Annotated in this window: 13 protein-coding genes; 5 read left to right on the top strand and 8 right to left on the bottom strand. The window is 48.7% G+C overall.

Features of this window, described 5'->3' with window-relative positions; all coding sequences use genetic code 11:
• Positions 1-117: 117 nt before the first annotated feature.
• Together HQN60_RS14710 and HQN60_RS14705 are read left to right on the top strand one after the other, a co-directional pair.
• A complete protein-coding gene (locus tag HQN60_RS14710; protein WP_173534373.1) occupies positions 118-1,818 on the top strand; it encodes a PHA/PHB synthase family protein in 1,701 nt (566 codons plus the stop codon).
• Positions 1,819-1,916: 98 nt separating this feature from the next.
• A complete protein-coding gene (locus tag HQN60_RS14705; RefSeq protein WP_173534372.1) occupies positions 1,917-3,095 on the top strand; it encodes an acetyl-CoA C-acetyltransferase in 1,179 nt (392 codons plus the stop codon).
• Between the two features lie 356 nt (positions 3,096-3,451).
• Here HQN60_RS14705 and mscL read toward each other — a convergent pair whose 3' ends face one another.
• From mscL to HQN60_RS14670, 7 genes are all read right to left on the bottom strand, one after another.
• Positions 3,452-3,877, bottom strand: coding sequence for a large conductance mechanosensitive channel protein MscL (gene mscL, locus HQN60_RS14700; RefSeq protein ID WP_173534371.1), 426 nt, complete (start codon positions 3,875-3,877; stop codon positions 3,452-3,454).
• Between the two features lie 90 nt (positions 3,878-3,967).
• Positions 3,968-5,029 carry a 23S rRNA (cytidine(2498)-2'-O)-methyltransferase RlmM gene (gene rlmM, locus HQN60_RS14695; RefSeq protein WP_173534370.1) on the bottom strand — a complete coding sequence of 354 codons (1,062 nt, stop codon included), beginning with the start codon at positions 5,027-5,029 and terminating at the stop codon, positions 3,968-3,970.
• Positions 5,030-5,142: 113 nt separating this feature from the next.
• The gene (locus HQN60_RS14690; protein WP_173534369.1) at positions 5,143-6,708 is read right to left on the bottom strand and encodes a sensor histidine kinase; all 1,566 of its coding nucleotides are present in this window, start codon (positions 6,706-6,708) and stop codon (positions 5,143-5,145) included.
• A 48-nt stretch (positions 6,709-6,756) separates the two neighbouring features.
• Positions 6,757-7,428: an energy-coupling factor ABC transporter permease gene (locus HQN60_RS14685; RefSeq protein WP_173534368.1), complete on the bottom strand. Its 672-nt coding sequence runs from the start codon at positions 7,426-7,428 to the stop codon at positions 6,757-6,759.
• Positions 7,429-7,433: 5 nt separating this feature from the next.
• Positions 7,434-8,069: an alpha/beta hydrolase gene (locus HQN60_RS14680; RefSeq protein ID WP_173534367.1), complete on the bottom strand. Its 636-nt coding sequence runs from the start codon at positions 8,067-8,069 to the stop codon at positions 7,434-7,436.
• A 166-nt stretch (positions 8,070-8,235) separates the two neighbouring features.
• Complete coding sequence (locus HQN60_RS14675) at positions 8,236-8,571, bottom strand: (2Fe-2S) ferredoxin domain-containing protein (protein WP_173534366.1); 336 nt, start codon at positions 8,569-8,571, stop codon at positions 8,236-8,238.
• A 13-nt stretch (positions 8,572-8,584) separates the two neighbouring features.
• Complete coding sequence (locus HQN60_RS14670) at positions 8,585-9,673, bottom strand: hypothetical protein (protein ID WP_173534365.1); 1,089 nt, start codon at positions 9,671-9,673, stop codon at positions 8,585-8,587.
• A 269-nt stretch (positions 9,674-9,942) separates the two neighbouring features.
• Here HQN60_RS14670 and HQN60_RS14665 point away from each other — a divergent pair, with 269 nt between their 5' ends.
• A complete protein-coding gene (locus HQN60_RS14665) occupies positions 9,943-10,416 on the top strand; it encodes a WbuC family cupin fold metalloprotein (protein WP_173534364.1) in 474 nt (157 codons plus the stop codon).
• Positions 10,417-10,584: 168 nt separating this feature from the next.
• Here the strand turns inward: HQN60_RS14665 and metG are convergent, their stop codons facing one another.
• The gene (metG, locus tag HQN60_RS14660) at positions 10,585-12,630 is read right to left on the bottom strand and encodes a methionine--tRNA ligase (protein WP_173534363.1); all 2,046 of its coding nucleotides are present in this window, start codon (positions 12,628-12,630) and stop codon (positions 10,585-10,587) included.
• A 126-nt stretch (positions 12,631-12,756) separates the two neighbouring features.
• Here metG and HQN60_RS14655 point away from each other — a divergent pair, with 126 nt between their 5' ends.
• Positions 12,757-17,037, top strand: a complete 4,281-nt coding sequence (locus HQN60_RS14655) for a PAS domain-containing hybrid sensor histidine kinase/response regulator (protein ID WP_173534362.1) — start codon at positions 12,757-12,759, stop codon at positions 17,035-17,037.
• A gap of 76 nt (positions 17,038-17,113) precedes the next feature.
• Entirely contained in the window at positions 17,114-17,764 is a 651-nt protein-coding gene (locus tag HQN60_RS14650; RefSeq protein ID WP_173534361.1) for a CoA pyrophosphatase, read from the top strand.
• The last annotated feature ends 190 nt before the right edge of the window (positions 17,765-17,954 follow it).

Raw genomic sequence — 17,954 nt, 5'->3', positions numbered from 1 at the left:
TAGCAAAGCTTGCAAACTTTGTTAGACTACGATAATGTTGCATTGCAATAAAATAGACCGTGTCAATTAATCTGCAGAATAAATTCGGAGCAATACACTGTGTTAAATAACCCCGCTATGGACACTTTTTTTCAGCAAATTACTGAAGCACATCGCCAGTGGACCCAAAACTGGGTGAATTCGCAGCCGAATGCCGAGACGATTGATCCGATGCATGCGATGAATGATTTGGCGCAAAAAATGAGCCCAGTGCATAGCGCATGGTTGGGCACGCAATCACAGTTTTATCAACAACAGCTTGATTTATGGCTGGGTTTAATTGGCGCTAAGCCGGTAGCTAAGGTCGCGGAACTGGAAAAAAATGATCGTCGCTTTAATTCGCCAGAATGGGATGCGCCATTATTTGACTATATCCGCCAAAATTACTTAGTAACGTCTAAATGGTTGCTGGAAATGGTCGGTGCCGCCAATAGCGATGAGGCCAGTAAAGAGAAAGCCGCATTTTTTACTCGGCAGTATTTAGATGCCATGAGCCCGGCTAATTTTGCCTTTACTAATCCAGAAGTGATGAAGCTGGCGCTCGAAACGAAAGGTGAAAGTTTGCAAGAAGGCATGAAAAAACTCATGGCGGATATGCAAAAAGGCGCTATTACCATGACCGATGAAAGTCAATTTGCCATTGGTGAAAATTTAGCCATGACACCAGGTGAAGTGATTTTTGAAAATGAATTATTTCAACTGATCCAATATACCCCCACCACAGCTAAAGTTTATAGCCGTCCTTTGTTGGTGATTCCGCCGTGCGTTAATAAATACTACATTATGGATTTGCAACCGGCTAATTCGATGATGGCTTATATTGTGAGCCAAGGCTATAGCACGTTTTTAATGTCTTGGAAATCGATTGAAGCCAATCAAGGGTATTTGCAATGGGATGATTATATTGAGTCGGGCGTTATTAAAGCCACCGAGGTGGTGCGAGCCATTAGTAAAGCTGAAAAAATCAATGCCTTGTCATTTTGTATTGGTGGCGAATTATTGACCACGGCGATGCCGGTATTGCAAGCACGTGGCCTAGATTGGTTTGAGTCGATTACTTTGATGACCGTAATGCTCGATCATACTGATCCGGGTGAAATTAAACACTTTATTGATTGGAATTTAATCCGTCAGCGAGAGTCTCAAGTTGAAGGCGTGATTGATGGTAAAGAATTGGCGAAAACATTTTCGGCGCTGCGCTCAAATGATTTGATTTGGAATTATGTGGTGAACAATTACTTGAAAGGTAAAAACCCACCGCCATTTGATTTATTGTACTGGAACAGTGATTCGGCCAATCTATCATTGCCGATGCATACTTTCTTTTTACGCAATATGTATTTAGAGAATAATTTAACTAAACCTAATTCATTTAGTCTGTGTGGCACACCGATTGATTTAACAACCATTAAAGTGCCAGCATATATTTTTGCTGCGCGTGAAGATCATATCGTGCCTTGGCATTCTGCTTTTTTAAGTACTCGTATTTTGCAAGGGCCAAAGCGTTTTGTGTTAGGTGCATCAGGGCATATTGCCGGTGCGATTAATCCCGTTTCTACCAATAAGCGCAATTATTGGGTGAATGAAAATACCGATCAAGATGCCGATGCGTGGTTAGAGCAAGCCGAATCTCGTCCGGGCAGCTGGTGGCAAGATTGGGCTGCTTGGTTAGCACCACAATCGGGCACACAAGTCGCCGCGCCTAAAAAATTGGGGAACACTCAATATAAAATGATTGAAGCTGCGCCTGGCCGTTATGTGAAGGCACGTGTGGTATAAATTTGATTTTTCTAACGAGCAAGGCGGTTCGTCTTGCTTTTTTATTGCATATTGCCTTACAAACTTACTTGCAGATAATCTAAATTAACGAGGTTTTTATGACAGAGGTTGTTATTGTTGCTGCCTATCGCACTGCGCTAGGCAATTTTTCGGGTTCTTTAGCAAAAGTGTCGGCTCCCGAATTGGGCGCAACTGTGATTCGGGGTCTACTGGCCAAAACCGGTTTGGCTGCTGAGCAAGTAAGTGAAGTGATTTTGGGGAATGTATTAACCGCTGGGTTGGGACAAAATCCTGCGCGTCAGTCGGTGCGTCTTGCTGGTTTGCCCGATGCAGTGCCGGGGTTGACGATTAATCAAGTGTGCGGCTCTGGTTTGAAAGCGGTGGCTTTAGCGGTGCAAGCGATTTTGGCCGGTGACAGTGAAATCGTGATCGCTGGTGGTCAAGAAAATATGAGTGCAACGCCGCATTTACTGAACGGTAGCCGAGATGGCTTTCGGATGGGCAATGCCAACTTAATCGATAGTATGGTGTATGACGGTTTGACCGATGTTTACAACCAATACCATATGGGCGTAACCGCGGAAAATATTGCTAAAAAATACGCAATTAGCCGTGAAGAGCAAGACGCGTTGGCGTTAACCTCGCAACAACGTGCTGCTGCAGCGCAAGCCGCGGGCCGTTTTGCCGATGAAATCCTACCGGTGAGCATTCCACAACGTAAGGGCGATCCGGTTATTTTTGATCAAGATGAATTTATTAAACCGGCGACTACGGCCGATTCTTTGGCTAAATTGCGTGCCGCTTTTGATAAAGCCGGTACGGTCACTGCGGGCAATGCATCTGGCATTAACGACGGCGCAGCTGCGGTAATGCTGATGACGCGTGAACGTGCTGATGCTTTGGGCTTAAAGCCAATGGCAGCGATCCGTGCTTCGGCTAGCACTGGCGTTGATCCAACGATTATGGGTATGGGGCCGGTTTTGGCGAGCCAAACTGCACTCAAGCGTGCCGGTTGGGATTTAGATAGCGTTGACTTGATTGAAGCCAATGAAGCATTTGCAGCGCAAGCTTTAGGCGTGGCGCGTGAAATGAAATGGGATATGAGTAAAGTCAATGTCAACGGCGGTGCAATTGCGCTGGGGCATCCTGTTGGTGCTTCAGGTTGCCGTGTGTTGGTGACTTTGCTGCATGAAATGGTTCGCCGCGACGCAAAACGCGGTTTGGCAACGCTGTGTATTGGCGGTGGTATGGGTGTTGCGCTGTGCGTTGAACGTTAAAAAACGCTGCAGCGATGCGCTGCAGCGTTGTTCTTAATGATGGGTATTTATCGCTAGGCTTTTGTAAATAAGGTCTAGGGTCTGTTGACTTTTGGTTTCCCGCCGCGCTGGAGCGATTTTCGCGGCGAATCAAGGCGTAGTAAGCGATACATAGTCATTCTATGTGAGCTTGCTACAACACAGAGTCGCCGCGAAAAGCGCCCAGCCCGCAGGGTTTGGCGGCTTTTGGCCTGATGCTGCGTTACAAAGCGCTGGCGTAGAATGACTACGCTGCACGCTTCGTGCCTTGCCTCAGGCCCAAAGCCGCACAAACGCGGCTGGCAAACCAAACGTCAACAGCCCCGAGCTTTAAATACCTATTTTTTTAACGAGTCACGAATTTCGCGCAACAGCACAATGTCTTCTGGTGTTGCGGCTGGTGCCGCTTCAGGCGCGGGCTTATTACGATTAATCTTGTTAATGGCTTTAACCACCATAAAGATAGCAAAGGCCACAACGATAAAACTAATCAGCGAGTTTAAAAACATCCCTAAATTCATGGTAACCGCACCAGCGTCTTGCGCGGCTTTGAGCGTGGCATAGGGACCCGCAATCTTGCCATCGGCCAAGGTGACAAATAAATTGGTGAAGTCGACTTTACCGATTAAAAAACCAATCGGCGGCATAATGATATCTTTGACCAGTGAGTCGACAATCTTACCAAAAGCCGCACCAATCACCACACCAATCGCCAAATCAATCACATTGCCACGCATGGCAAATTCACGAAACTCTTTAAACATAAGCTAGCCCCTAAAAAGAAAAGGATTTGTACCACAGTTTGATGTAAGAACACATGGTTTTGGCATAAAACTGTGGCGTGCCTGCTTAGTTTAGTCTTTCACTGCGGTGAGATAGCAAGTGATTTCTTCGCGATCATGAAATAATTGCTTGGCCGTGATTTTATAAGTGATGTCGGCTTTCTTTAATTTTTGATCAATCAAAGCAAAGCATTTCTCAACTTCGAGATGGCGCTTTTTCATTGGCAGTTTCAAATTAAAAATAGCGCGGCGTGCGTTGCCTGATGCGACCCATTTGGCAATTAAATCCGCGATGCGAATCGGTTGCTCAACCATGTCACACACTAGCCAATCGACGGGGTTTTTCGGGCGGTATTTAAAGCCATCGTCACGAACATGCTTTACTTGATGGTGACCATCCATACTGCCTTTCATCGGGCCATTATCGACGGCAAACACTTTTAAGCCCCGTGCAACCAGCTGATAAGTCCAGCCGCCCGGTGCTGCTCCCAGATCGACCGCGGTCATGCCTTCACGGAACTTGCGTTCTGGCTCATCGACCAATACTAAAATGGCTTCGAGCATTTTAAGTGTCGAACGGCTAGGGGCGTCAGACGGCATGCGTAAGCGTGGAATGCCATTGAGCCAATCGGTAGCGCGAACCGGGCGCGAGGCGACCATAACTTCGTTTTGTGCTGGAAAAAATAAATGCAAACGTTGGCGAGACGCTTGAGGTTGCAGCCAATCGTGAGCAGTCATGGCTTTGGCGACGTAATCACCAAATTTACGCGTAAATCCAGACAGCGATTTACCTTCGTTGCTATCGGGATGCTCTAACCAAACATCACTAAAAACTGTATTTTGGATTTTTAACGCATCGACAATCGGCGTTAAGCGATCTTTGCTGCCCAAACTAAGGCGCTGATGAACTTGTAGTGTTTGGCGTGAAAAAATTAAATTTAGCGCGAGTAGATCACGCAATACTTTTTGGCAGCCATTTTTTTCGCTGGGGGTAAATACCACCCAGCCATCGCCGCGTTCAAATTTACCTGGGGCGAGTGCGCGATCAGCAATCTCTTCAGCGCATTCTGGCTCAAAACCGGGGCGGCAGTAGGCAAGAAGGGCGTAGGGCAATCCGGTTTGAGTGGTGGTCATGGCTCTGGCTCGTTGCAAAAGGCGCAAGCATACCCAAAATTACGGCTTTCACCAATGCCGCTGGTGTTTTTGACGAAGTTGAGCGTGGTATCAAAGCGGTTTTATGGGGTGAATTAAGCCGATGTTTCCGATGCTTCACTGGCTTCTTTGTGTTTTGGCGCGATATGCGGAAAGGTCATATTAAAGACGGTACCTTTACCCACGGTGGATTCAACGTTGATATGCCCGCCCAAAGTTTGCGTGACTAGATTAAATACAATATTGAGCCCTAAACCGCTGCCACCATTGGCGCGTTTCGTGGTGTAAAAGGGATCAAAAATCTTGCCAATGACGCTGTCGTCAATGCCGTGGCCATTGTCACTGACTTTCAGTGATACGGTTTGCTGGTTTTGCTCGGCAATAATATGCACTTGTTTTTTTATGTCGCCTGAATTGGGTGTGCCGGAGAATGCATGTAGCGCTGCGTTATTAATTAAATTACTAATGATCTGCGAAATTGCGCCTGGATAGCCTTCCATGTCGATTTCATCTGGGCAGTCAATCATGATAGCAATTTGCGAATGCTTGAGCGCAGGGCTAATGCTGGTAACGGTTTCGTGCAGATATTGGCTTAATTCAAAATCACGGCGTGCTTCTGAAGTTTGATCGACGGCGACGCGCTTAAAGCTTTGGATTAACTCAGCGGCACGTACTGCATTGCTAATAATGAGTGCCGAAGATTGTTCTGCTGTTTGGCTATAACTCACCACTTCGGATTTTTTCATATTGCCGGATTCTACTTTGGCAGAAAATGCCACCGAATCATCGTGTAAGACCGAGGCGCTGGTTAAGATAATGCCCACTGGGGTATTGATTTCATGCGCGATGCCTGCGACTAAGCCCCCTAAAGATGCCATTTTTTCCGATTGAATAAGGCTGGTTTGCGCCTCTTTGAGTTGGTGTAGTGCCGTTTCGGCATCCTCTTTGGCGGCACGCATTGCTTGCTCGGCTTGGCTGCGGGTGGCTACGTCAGCTTTGAGTCGTTTGATAATACGGCGAAATCCATCAGTTAGATCAGAAAAGTCTTTGTAAGGATTGTTGGGTAGAGCGATGGTTTCTAAGTCTTTATCTGAATCTGCGGCTTGGCTGAGTTTTTTGCCGAGTAAGGATAATGGATTGATCACAAAGTACTGCAATACCATCGTGAGTGTCAGCATTAACAGCGCATCAAGTAGGATGATTTCTAGGGCTTTTTCTATCACCATTTGCTGTAATAATTGGTCGATGCGTTGCCGTGAAATCGTAACGACGATTTTACCGATGGGTTTTTTCTCGTAATAAATTTCGGCACTCTCGGTTTCTGGGCCAAGCAGCGTTTTAGGCGCGTTCAGTACCACGATTTTATCATTTTCGCGAATTCGCCCGGTGAGAAAGGCATCTGTGCCAAATACTTCAATCGATTGAATGTCGGGAGAGCGCATTTCAGCGTTTAAAATGAGGGCCAATTGTTGGTCATCAAAATTCCACATCACGCTGGGCAATACATTTTGTAATTGAATAGTGAGTGATTGCTTAAATTCACTGAGTTCGTGTTCTAGCTGTGCTTGTGTTCGGTAATAGGACAGCGCGCCAGACAGCGTGAGCACAATGGTCACGATGGCAATAAAAATTAAATTCAGATCGGTGCGGATTTTGCGCATGTCAACGAGTACTTTTGCTGGTTTGCTTGCAACCAATTTAGCAGAAGATTACGGTTTGTGCAGGTATTGACTATCTTTAAAGCTACTTACTGTGCCGGGAGACCACACCACCAGTAAGCTAATGGTGAGTCCGGTAATAAACGCCTCTGGCCAAGCCATTAAAAAATAAACCGGCAGTACTGAATTGAGTAGAAAGTCGCCAGAGTAAATCGCCAGCAAGGCATATAAAACGCATTGGCTGATGCCATGCACTAGCATGCTCAAGCCTGCGGCGGCAAAAGCGTTAATAAAAATATAAATAAAGTAATTATGTGGCAATCGGCGCTGCGTGAGCTGCAGCAAGCCTTGCGTAGTGGCGATGGGCAGGACCGCGGTGAGTAAAAAGCTTAGGCCAAGGCTGCTAAGGGCGCTGCTCAGGTGTGGCGAAAAAACAGCGGTGAGGATCAGTAATGCCGCCATACTCAGTAGCGCTCGCCAAGGGCCGGCGATAAGCGTGAGTAAGGTGGCACCTAATAAATGAAAGCTGATGCCCGGATTGACGCTGGCCTGCCATTGCCAGCTGATCAGTACCGCAATGGTGTAAATTAGCCAGCTGCGAGTTTCAACCGGAGTCAGTGTCGACCAAGCTTCATGCCGTACCGCGTACCCGAGTAGCCACATTGCAGCAAGATTGCTGCCAATCAGTAGCGAACTCGAGAAAAATTCCGCGGGTAACAGCATACGGCCTAACGCCAGGCTGCGTGGACTAAGTCGGCCAGTTGCGTGAGGCGGCCATGGAAAAAATGCCCAACACCCGGCGCAACGATAATGGGTAGTTGCTGCGGGCGAGCCCAGTTCAATACCGCTTCGAGCGAAATGACTTCATCTTGCTCGCCATGAATCACTAAACTGCCTTTGGGCACATTGGGGAAGGCGTAGCGGCTGACTGCTGGGCCAATCAAAATCATTCCTTCGATTTCGTCGTCACCGAGGCGCGCGCGTAAGCAGCTTTGCACATACGTGCCAAATGAAAATCCTGCCAAGGTAATGCGCTTTAATTCAGGGTGCTGGCTGCGGGCAAAAGCCAGCACAGCGGCCATATCGTCCGGTTCAAACTCACCGTAGCTATGACTGCCTTCGGACTCACCAACACCACGTAAATTTGGGCAGTAGGCAATATATCCTAGTCGCGACAGTGTTTTGGCCAACGTGTGCACGATTTTATTATTAAAGGTGCCGCCTTCGGTGGGGTTGGGGTGCGCCACCAAGACGATGCCAATTGGCGTTTCGGTGGCGGCATCAAGGCGTAAACATTCAAGGCGACCGGCTGGGCCAGCGATATTGATGGGTTCGAAACTGGGTGCTTTACGGGGTATCGTCATTGGGTGCTTATTGAGTTTGGTCTTGAGGTAGATACATCAATTATTTTTACTGATTGTTGGCAGAGTGGGATTGTTTTGCCGCTAAAGTCGATTTCAATTGCAGCGTCGATCAAATGATGACGGCAAAGGGTGAAGGCCGCGTGCCGCATGCCTTCACCGTAGCCCATTACTCGGCAGTTTGGCTGCGCGGCGGGATCAGTAGTCGCTCAACAATACGGCCATGCAATAAATGCTCGTTGACGATTTCGTCAATGTCGTCTTTATCGATATAGGTATACCAAGTTTCTTCGGGATAAATCACGATGACCGGACCTTCTTCGCAGCGCTCAAGGCAGCCGGCTTTGTTGATCCGCACTTTGCCGTCGCCATTGAGTTTAAGCGCTTTAACACGCTCTTTGGCGTAGGCCCAAAGTTGATCGGCGCCGCAGCTATTGCACGATTGGCGCTCGCCGGGCTCGCGCTGGTTCAGGCAGAAAAACACATGGTATTGATAATGACTCATCGCCAAGCTCCTTTTATTGCAATGCCGGTGCTTTGGTGTGCGGCGTGATAAACAACGGCAAACCATCGGTATCGAGCACCGCCTGTACCCCGTCAACAAACACTAAATCCGTCATCCGGCATTCGAGCATTAATTCTTGGATGTATTGCGCAATCAGCTCGACATGGTCTGACGGCAAGAGTGGCCACACATAGCCTTCCCAGCGCTCGACGTCTTCTTTGCTGGCAAAGGTGATGCGAATTTCATTGTTTTCATGGGCGGCAACGGTAACCACTGGGGTGCGACCTTTGCTGCGAATGCTACGTAGTGCATTGCTGGTCATCACTTGCAGGCGCGTTTCAAGTTGCGTGACGCGGCCAACATCTTGTGCGCTAAGCCAAGGTAGCGGTGTGCGTGGAATTGGGAATAACGTCACGCCATCGGTTTTGAGCGTCTCGCCAATCAGATTGGCCAGTGGCATGCCCCAGCTGCCAACTTGTCCGCCTAGGGTGATCGCGGCGGGTTTGCCGGTGCGTTCAATGGCAACGCCAATCAGATAACGTAAAGCAACCGCTTCGTCTTTAAATTTAATCGCACTGCCTGCCGAATCAATCGGGAAGTCGCTTGCGCTACTCAAGGTGGCGCGCCATTCGGCCAATTGCGCTGGGCTGATGGCCGCTAAAATATCGGGACCAAGCAAGGCACCTGACAACCAAGCATCAGCATCGGCGGCAATCACACCGTGTTCGCGCAAAATGGCCAGTGCTGCGTCGCCATCGATTTCGCTCGGCAGCGTGGCTTCACCTTTGCAGCCTGCGACCAAAACCACCGGAATCGCAAACAAGGTCGCTGATTGTTGGGCGTGCTGGCTCGGGCTTTCTACTTCTTGACGCAGCGCATGCCATAGCGTCATCCATGCATCTTGCGATGGGGCTTGGGTCAAGGCGCCATTAAGGGCGTAATGATCTTTGGCCATGAGTAATTCGGCCATTAGTTGTTGCAAACCGAGGCGTTTTTGCGCCACTTGTGCGGCATCGCGCTCAGTCAGTAATGACATCAACTGACGAATAATCGGATTTTGCGGGTTGACGCGAGGGTATAGACGAGGATCAGGCAGGTTCATGGCAGGCGCTAAGTGAAACCAAAACGGCAATTATACCCATCTCCTTGCAATCTGTCGGCATCAAGGCGCGGTCAAGGCGGATTCGGAACGAGTGAACTTGCCGCGCTTGTCTAAGCGTATGGTTTGTTGGGTTTTTAGTGTCGGGCGGGGATGTACTTGTTGTTCAATTGCGGCATTTTTTGTCGCTGGCCATGGGGCTTGGCGGCTTTGTACTTGGTGTCCGCTGCGGATTTATTGCATGATGCCTTACTTTCTTGCTGAGTACTGTTATGCCAACTCGTTTTATCGACCAGAGTTTATTGTCTGAATTGCTGTGTGCTGCTGAGCAAACACCACGGCGGCGTAAAAATTTTAATTTTCACACCGCTGACGATGCCAGTTGTCATCGCTTGCTCAACGCGCTGCAACCCAATAGCTATGTCCAGCCGCATTGTCATTTATCTGTGGATAAGGCTGAAACCATGGTGGTGCTGACCGGTCGAATGGGCGTGCTTATTTTTAATGCCGAGGGTGAGGTGATTGAGCAAAAGGTGATTGCGGCGGGGAGCGATTGTCTGGGGATTGATATTGCGCCGGGGGTGTTTCACAGTTTGGTGGCGTTAGCGCCGACGGTGTTTTTTGAGGCTAAAGCGGGGCCGTATATTCCAGTGGCCAGCCATGAGCGTGCGACTTGGGCCCCTGCCGAGGGTGAAGCTGGCGCAGATGAGTATCTGGCTTGGATGCGTTCAAGGTTTGAGGTATAGCTCATTAAGTCTTTGTATTTATGGGCTAGGACGAAATACCTTTCATCATTTTTTACCGCGCGCTATCCATTGAGCCTGTAATGATTCGTGCTGTGCCATATGGCTTGATTTGATACGGGCAAAAAAATGCCGCGCCAGAAGGCGCGGCAAGTGGCTGCTTACGTGGTTTTACTTCACACGCATGCCCGGTTTGGCACCTTCGTGTGGCTCTAAGATATACAGACCGCCGTCACCGCCAGCCGCTAATACCATGCCTTCCGACAAGCCAAACTTCATTTTTCTCGCCGCTAAATTGGCGACCATCACCGTGTGCTTGCCGATCAAGTCTTCAGGCTTGTAAGCCGACTTAATCCCCGCAAATACATTGCGTGTTTCATTGCCTAAATCCAGCGTGAGTTGCAGTAGTTTTTCTGCGCCGGCAACGTGCTGAGCATCAGCGATGCGTGCAATGCGTAAGTCCACCTTCATAAAATCATCAATGCTGATGGTTTCGCTGATGGCTGGAATTTCGTAAGCGGGCGCTGCCGGAGCCGGTGTCTCGACCACTTGGACATTGGCTTCGATCATGGCCGCAATGTTTTTCGGGTCGATTCGCACCATCAAATGGCTGTAGCTGTTAATGGTGTGATCGAGCAATAAATGCTGAGCATCAGACCATTGCAGCGGCGCAATATTTAAGAACGCTTCAACGTCATTGGCTAGTTTCGGTAATACAGGCGATAGGTAGATTGTCAAAATGCGGAAGGCATTAATCAAGAAGCTACATACCGCATGCAAATTGCCGCTTTGCTCTGGATGCTTGGCCATTTCCCATGGTTTAACGGTATCGACGTATTGATTCACTTCGTCGGTCAACGCCATGATTTCACGGATGGCGCGGCTATATTCTCGTGCTTCAAACAGGCTGGCAATGGTGTCGCTAGCGCCTTGTAGTTTCTTTTGTAGCGCGACAATGGCGGGCATCAGCGCATAGGTTTCTGCTTCAAACACACCGCTGTGCAAGCGACCTGCAAAACGTTTGCTGATAAAGCCAGCGGCGCGGCTAGCGATATTGACGTATTTACCGATCAGATCCGAGTTCACCCGCGCAGTAAAGTCTTCGAGGTTTAAGTCAATGTCTTCGGCGGTATTCGAGAGTTTGGCAGCGTAGTAATAGCGCAGCCACTCGGGGTTCAGGTGGTCTAAGTACGATTCGGCGGTGATAAAAGTACCACGCGATTTACTCATTTTGGCGCCGTCAACGGTCAAAAAGCCGTGGCTGTAAATGGCGGTTGGCGTGCGGTAGCCCGAGTATTCGAGCATTGCTGGCCAAAATAGCGAGTGGAAATACAAAATATCTTTGCCAATAAAATGATACAGCTCGGCGTCAGAATCTTTGCGCCAGTAGCTATCAAAATCCAAGCCTAAGCGATCACACAGGTTTTTGTGGCTGGCCATATAGCCCACAGGGGCATCGAGCCAAACGTAAAAATACTTGCCCGGTGCATCAGGGATTTCAAAGCCGAAATACGGCGCGTCGCGCGAAATATCCCAATCGGTTAGACCCGATTCAAACCATTCCTGCATTTTATTGGCTGCTTCTTGCTGCAATTTGCCCGGCGTGGTGGTCCATGACTTTAAAAAGTCTTCGCATTCGCCCAGCTTAAAGAAGAAATGTTCTGAGTCACGCAGTACCGGTGTTGCGCCTGATACGGCAGAGTATGGGTTTTTAAGCTCGGTTGGCGCATACGTTGCGCTGCATACCTCACAGTTGTCGCCATATTGATCTTTTGCGCCGCACTTTGGGCATTCGCCTTTCACAAAGCGATCGGGCAAGAACATCTGCTTTTCTGGGTCAAACAATTGTGAAATGGTTTTTTTGGCAATCTTGTCGTTGGCTTTGAGCTTGCCGTAGATGTCGTAGGCAAAATCACGATTTTCTGGGCTGTTGGTGCTGTAGTAATTATCAAATGCAACGTGAAAACCGGTGAAGTCACGTAAATGTTCGCCGTGTACGCGGGCAATCAGCGCTTCTGGCGTAATGCCTTCTTTTTCTGCGCGCAGCATAATCGGTGTGCCGTGGGTGTCGTCAGCGCAGACATAGTGGCATTGGTGACCGCGAGATTTCTGAAAGCGTACCCAGATGTCGGTTTGGATGTATTCAACTAAATGACCAAGGTGAATGGCGCCATTGGCGTAAGGTAGGGCAGAGGTAACGAGTATTTTGCGGGTCATGGTCGGCCAAAATATGCAAGAAAATGATCTCGATTATAACGCAGACTTGGCGATGACGGTTTGACAGAAAAATAGCCATGCCTCGACTATAGTGATTTCAATTTCCATACAAATACTTGTCGACAAATGTCAACAACAAAGCAAAAAATTCAACATTTGAATGATTTTCGCTTACTGGCGGTGGTGGTCGTCGGCGTTTTGCTGTCGATTTTTGTTTGGCAGTTTGCGGCAATTAAACTTAAACAGCAGACCGATATTCAATTTGAGCGGCAGACCGAGCCTTTGGTGAACGGCTTAAAACTGCGTGTGCAAAGTTTGGCTGTGGGTTTGTATGGCGCGCGAACCGTGCCTTTGATGACGCATGGTGAATTAAAGCCGCAGCATTTTAAGCAATATGTGGCGCAATTAAATTTAGAAGATGTGTTTCCTGGTGCCCTGGGGGTTGGCTTTATTCGCCGTGTTGAGCCGCAAGATGTGGCGGCATTTGTTAGCGATCAGCAGCACTATCGGCCTGAATTTCAAGTGCGCGATCGAGGCCCTAATGCTGGGGCAAGATTCATTATCCAATATATTGAGCCGATAAAAGGCAATGAAGTGGCCATTGGATTAGACATTGCCAGCGAACCAATTCGTAAGGCTGCCGCAATGAATGCTATGAATTCGGCTGATATGGCGATGACTGCACCAATTCAATTGGTGCAAGACGGCAAAAAGACCCCGGGTTTTCTAATTTTATTGCCGTATTACTTGCCAAAAGAAATGGGTGGCTCAATTGAGTTGGCCAATGAACGGACGGCGTCGTTAATTGGCTGGGTTTATGCCCCCGTACTGATGTCCAAATTGGTGGCCGGCTTAAGTGATGTTCAGCATAAAACCCTCGATTTTGAGGTGTACTCGGGACGCGTGCTCAAACCAGAATTTTTGTTGTATGACAGCGACTTGCACTTAAGCCAAGGCGCAAGTCAGCCGCAATATCGAAATTTACGGCGACAAGTCGAGATTGAATTGGGGGGGCAGACTTGGACTGTGGTAATGAGCTCAAATGATAGCTTTGCTGCCCGTTTAGAAAGCTGGCTGCCTTTGGGTTTATTGTTATTTGGTTTGAGCCTGACGGGTTTGATTGCAGTCACCTTATTAAATGCCGCGCGCTTAAAAGAAAAAGCACAAACTTTGGCTGAGTCAATGTCTTTACATGCTCGGCAGCGTGAAGTTCAGCTCAATGCCGTGATTGATAGTACGCCAGATGCCATTGTGACGGCGAATCAGCAAGGTACCATACTGGGGGTGAACCGATCGGTAACGAGTATCTTTGGTTATGCTAGCGATGAGGTGATCGGGAAAAGCATCAAGATCTTTATGCCTGATGAGGTGGCGAATAAGCACGATAGCTATGTTGAACGCTATCAACACCAAAATGGCGGCGCGGCAATGGGCAAAGGGCGTGAACTTTGGGCGCGGCATGCCAACGGCAGCCTGATTCCGATTGAGGTTAACTTGAATCAATTTCACATTGATCAAGAGACTTTTTTGGTGGCGCAGATACGTGATGTCAGTGTGCGCTTGGCCAGTGAGCAGGCATTACGCGCTAATCAGCGGCAATTGTCGATGATTGTCGAGGCGTCTGGCTTGGGGATTTGGGATCTGGATTTACGGACCGGCGAGTCGTATTTTGGGGGTATGTGGGGTGAGATGTTGGGTTTTGTCACTCAGGAGCTTATACCTAGTGTTGAGACGTGGAGGAGCTTATTGCATCCCGAAGACTTACCCTTGGCCGAAGCCTCATTGACCGCGCATTTGGCTGGGCTTTCGGCGATCCATAGTTGTGAATTAAGAATGAAAACCGCGCAGGGGACATGGAAATGGGTGCATGCAATTGGGCGGGTGTATGAGCGTGATGAGCATGGCGCGCCGATTAAAATTGCCGGGATTCATCTCGATATTGATGCGCGTAAAAATAATGAATTAATGCTGATTGAGCAAGATGCCGCGTTAACCCATTTACAGCAGCAATTACGCAGCGTGGTGAATTCGGCAACTGAAATTTGTATTATTGCAACCGATATCGCGGGTGAAATTCAGCTATTTAATGTCGGCGCCGAAAAAATGCTCGGTTATCCTGCCGACGCAGTGATTGGCGTTTTAACTCCCGAAGTCTTTCATGATGCCAATGAGTTGGCGAGTCGAGCGCAATATATTGCCGCGCAAACCGGCGTGTGTGTGAGTGGGTTTGAAGTGTTGGTGTATATGGCAAGGCAAGGGGGGAGTGATACCCATGAATGGACTTATATTTGCCAAGACGGCTCGCGGTTAACGGTCAATCTGATTGTCACGGCTCGTTATGATGATGCGGGTGAATTGCTTGGTTATTTAGGCGTAGCTACCGATGTCACCGAGCAAAAACACATTAATGCCGCACTGGAAATCGCTATTGATCAAGCGGTGGCGGCCAGTCAGGCGAAAAGTGATTTCTTGGCCAATATGAGCCATGAGATTCGCACACCAATGAATGCAGTGATTGGTTTTTCAACCTTGCTATCAGACACCCCTTTGAGCGCGGTGCAGCTTGAGTTTGTGGGTGCCATTCAGCAATCGGGTGATGCTTTACTGAGTTTGATTAACGATATTTTAGATTTTTCTAAGATTGAAGCGGGGCATTTGCAGCTCGAACATATTGAATTTGATGTGCGCTATTTGTTGGAAGGCGCTTTGGATATTGTGGCGGAAAAAGCCGCCAAACAGTCACTGGATTTGGCCTGCATTATCAATCCCAATGTGCCGTTACGTTTGATTGGCGACCCGAGTCGTTTGCGGCAGGTGGTGCTTAATTTACTCAATAACGCGATTAAATTTACTGCGCAAGGCGAGGTGGTGGCGCGGTTGGTGGCGCTGCCAAGCTCGAATGATGAGCGCTGTGCGTTGCGCTTTAGCGTTAAAGATTCCGGTATTGGTATGAGTGAGTCGGCGCAAGTTTCTTTGTTCCGACCGTTTTGTCAGGCCGATGCTTCGACCACGCGTCGCTTTGGTGGCACGGGCTTGGGGCTGTCGATTTGTAAACGCCTAGTCGAAGCCATGGGTGGTGAGGTTGGCGTGGTGAGCGTGTTGGGTGAAGGATCTGAGTTTTGGTTTGAGGTGACGTTAGCTGTTGCCAAAGTCGAAGCGCCGCCACCCGATGTTGAGCTGGCTTTGCAAGGCTTGCGCGTGTTGGTGGTGGATGATTTTGCCGCCAATCGTGAGCTGATTGCTTTGCAGTTGACGTCTTTCGGTATGGAGCCGGTTTGTTTTTACTCGCCACAAGATGCATTAAGCGCTTTGGCACAAGCGCCGACGCACTTTGCTTTGGCGTTGATTGATTTGCAGTTGCCTGGCATCGATGGGTTGGAATTGGCGCGGCAAATTCAGGCGTTGGTTGGTGAGACGCCATTGCCTTTGGTGTTGTTGACCTCGATGGCGGTGCCTGGGTTGGCAGCAGAAGCAAAAGCGGCAGGATATTCTGCATTTTTAACTAAGCCGGTCCGACAAACACAATTGCTCCATGTTATTGAAGAGGCTTTGAAGATGCAGCAATTTCCGCGTGGGACGCAAAACCTAGTGACAGCGCATCATTTGGCCGAGCAGATTGCGGCGAGTAAGCCTTATTTATTATTAGCTGAAGACAATCCCATCAATCAGAAGGTGGCGGTGTTGATGTTGGAGAAGTTTGGCTGTCGAGTGGATGTGGTTGAAAATGGCGCATTGGCCGTCGCCGCGGTAGAGCAGCGCCGTTATGATTTGGTATTGATGGATTGCCAGATGCCAGAAATGGATGGCTTTGTGGCCACGCAAACGATACGTGCATTGCCACCAGAGCAAGCCGGTGTTTATATTGTCGCGTTAACCGCAAATGCATTTCAATCGGATGTCGATCATTGTTATGAGGTGGGAATGGATGATTTTGTCGCCAAGCCCATTCATATGGCAGAAATTTCATTGGCTTTGCAGCGTGGTTTAGCAAAATCAGGGCGTTTGGCGCGCTTAGAGCCGCAGATAGAAGAGCCGGGGGGCGATATGCAAGTGGGCATTAGTTTAGAGTTGCAACAAGAGTTGCTCGATATTGATCGGATGTTTAATGAGCTGAAACAGGCCGTTGGTATGGATATGAAAGATGAGTTGCTGGCTTTGTTTTTTCCTACTTTGGATGAGTGCATCACGGGTTTGTCGCCTGCTATTGCGGCCGGTGATTCAGTTCAAGTTGTGAGCTTGGCGCATAAGCTAAAAGGCGCTGCTGCACAGTTAGGCGCGACAAAAATGGCAACGTATTGCAAGGCGATTGAAATGGCCGCCAAAAACAATGATTTTGAGTCGGCAGCAGCACAATTTGCGTTGGTGCAGCCTTTGGGTGTAGGTTTGACGCAGCAATTGCGCGTTTAAGCGCAGTGGCAGGGTGTGCACCTTGCTGCCCCATGAATGACGGTCTGAATAGCCATTAAGTTAGGAATGAATAAATATGTTGCCAGATGTTGCGCAATTACCGCACTGGCTGAGTCAGCAATTGGCGAATTCGTCACGAATAAGTGGTTATGACTACCAGCATCAATCTTCTCGAACTGCCGCAGTTTTGATTCCCATTGTGCTGCATCCTGATGGCGCGACTGTGTTGTTAACCGTTAGGGCTGAACATTTATCGCAGCATGCTGGGCAGATTAGCTTTCCGGGTGGGGCCACTGAGGCTGGCGATCAAGATGCTGTTGCTACCGCCTTGCGTGAAACGGCAGAAGAAATCGGTTTGGATTGTGATCGAGTGCAAATTGTGGCTTGTTTGGGCGAGTACCATACCATTAGTGGCTATTGCGTAACGCCAGTGGTGGGGGTGTTGCAGCCCGGGTTTTCGATTTGCCCTGACCCGAATGAAGTTTCAGATGTATTTGAGTTGCCCTTGTCGGTGCTACTGAATCGTTCACTGTATGAGAAACGATGGGTAAGTCGGAAAGGGGTACGCGGTGCAACGCATTTTTTAGAAGTTAATCAGCGCGTTGTTTGGGGTGCTACTGCAGGTATATTGCTCAACTTCGCACTGGACTTGATGTTGGATGGTATACCTAAAGATATGACCATTGAAACGGCCAATGGGCAGCACGTATCGTCCTCGTCGCCGTAAATTGCAGTTGGCTGGTAGATGGGGGCTGATTTCATTGGCGATTAGCGCTTTTAATCGTGCTGCAGGTGCAAATGAATCTGCCGTTAATCAGAGAATTCCCAATAAAAATCAGCTTTACTCGCCAAAGTCATTGACGAGTTCACAGTTTTTTCATTAAGGCGTGATACAATCCGCCACTTTCGCAAATAGC

This window comes from Deefgea piscis (genome assembly GCF_013284055.1).
GTDB lineage: Bacteria > Pseudomonadota > Gammaproteobacteria > Burkholderiales > Chitinibacteraceae > Deefgea > Deefgea piscis.
This window is presented reverse-complemented; position numbering and strand designations above follow the sequence as displayed.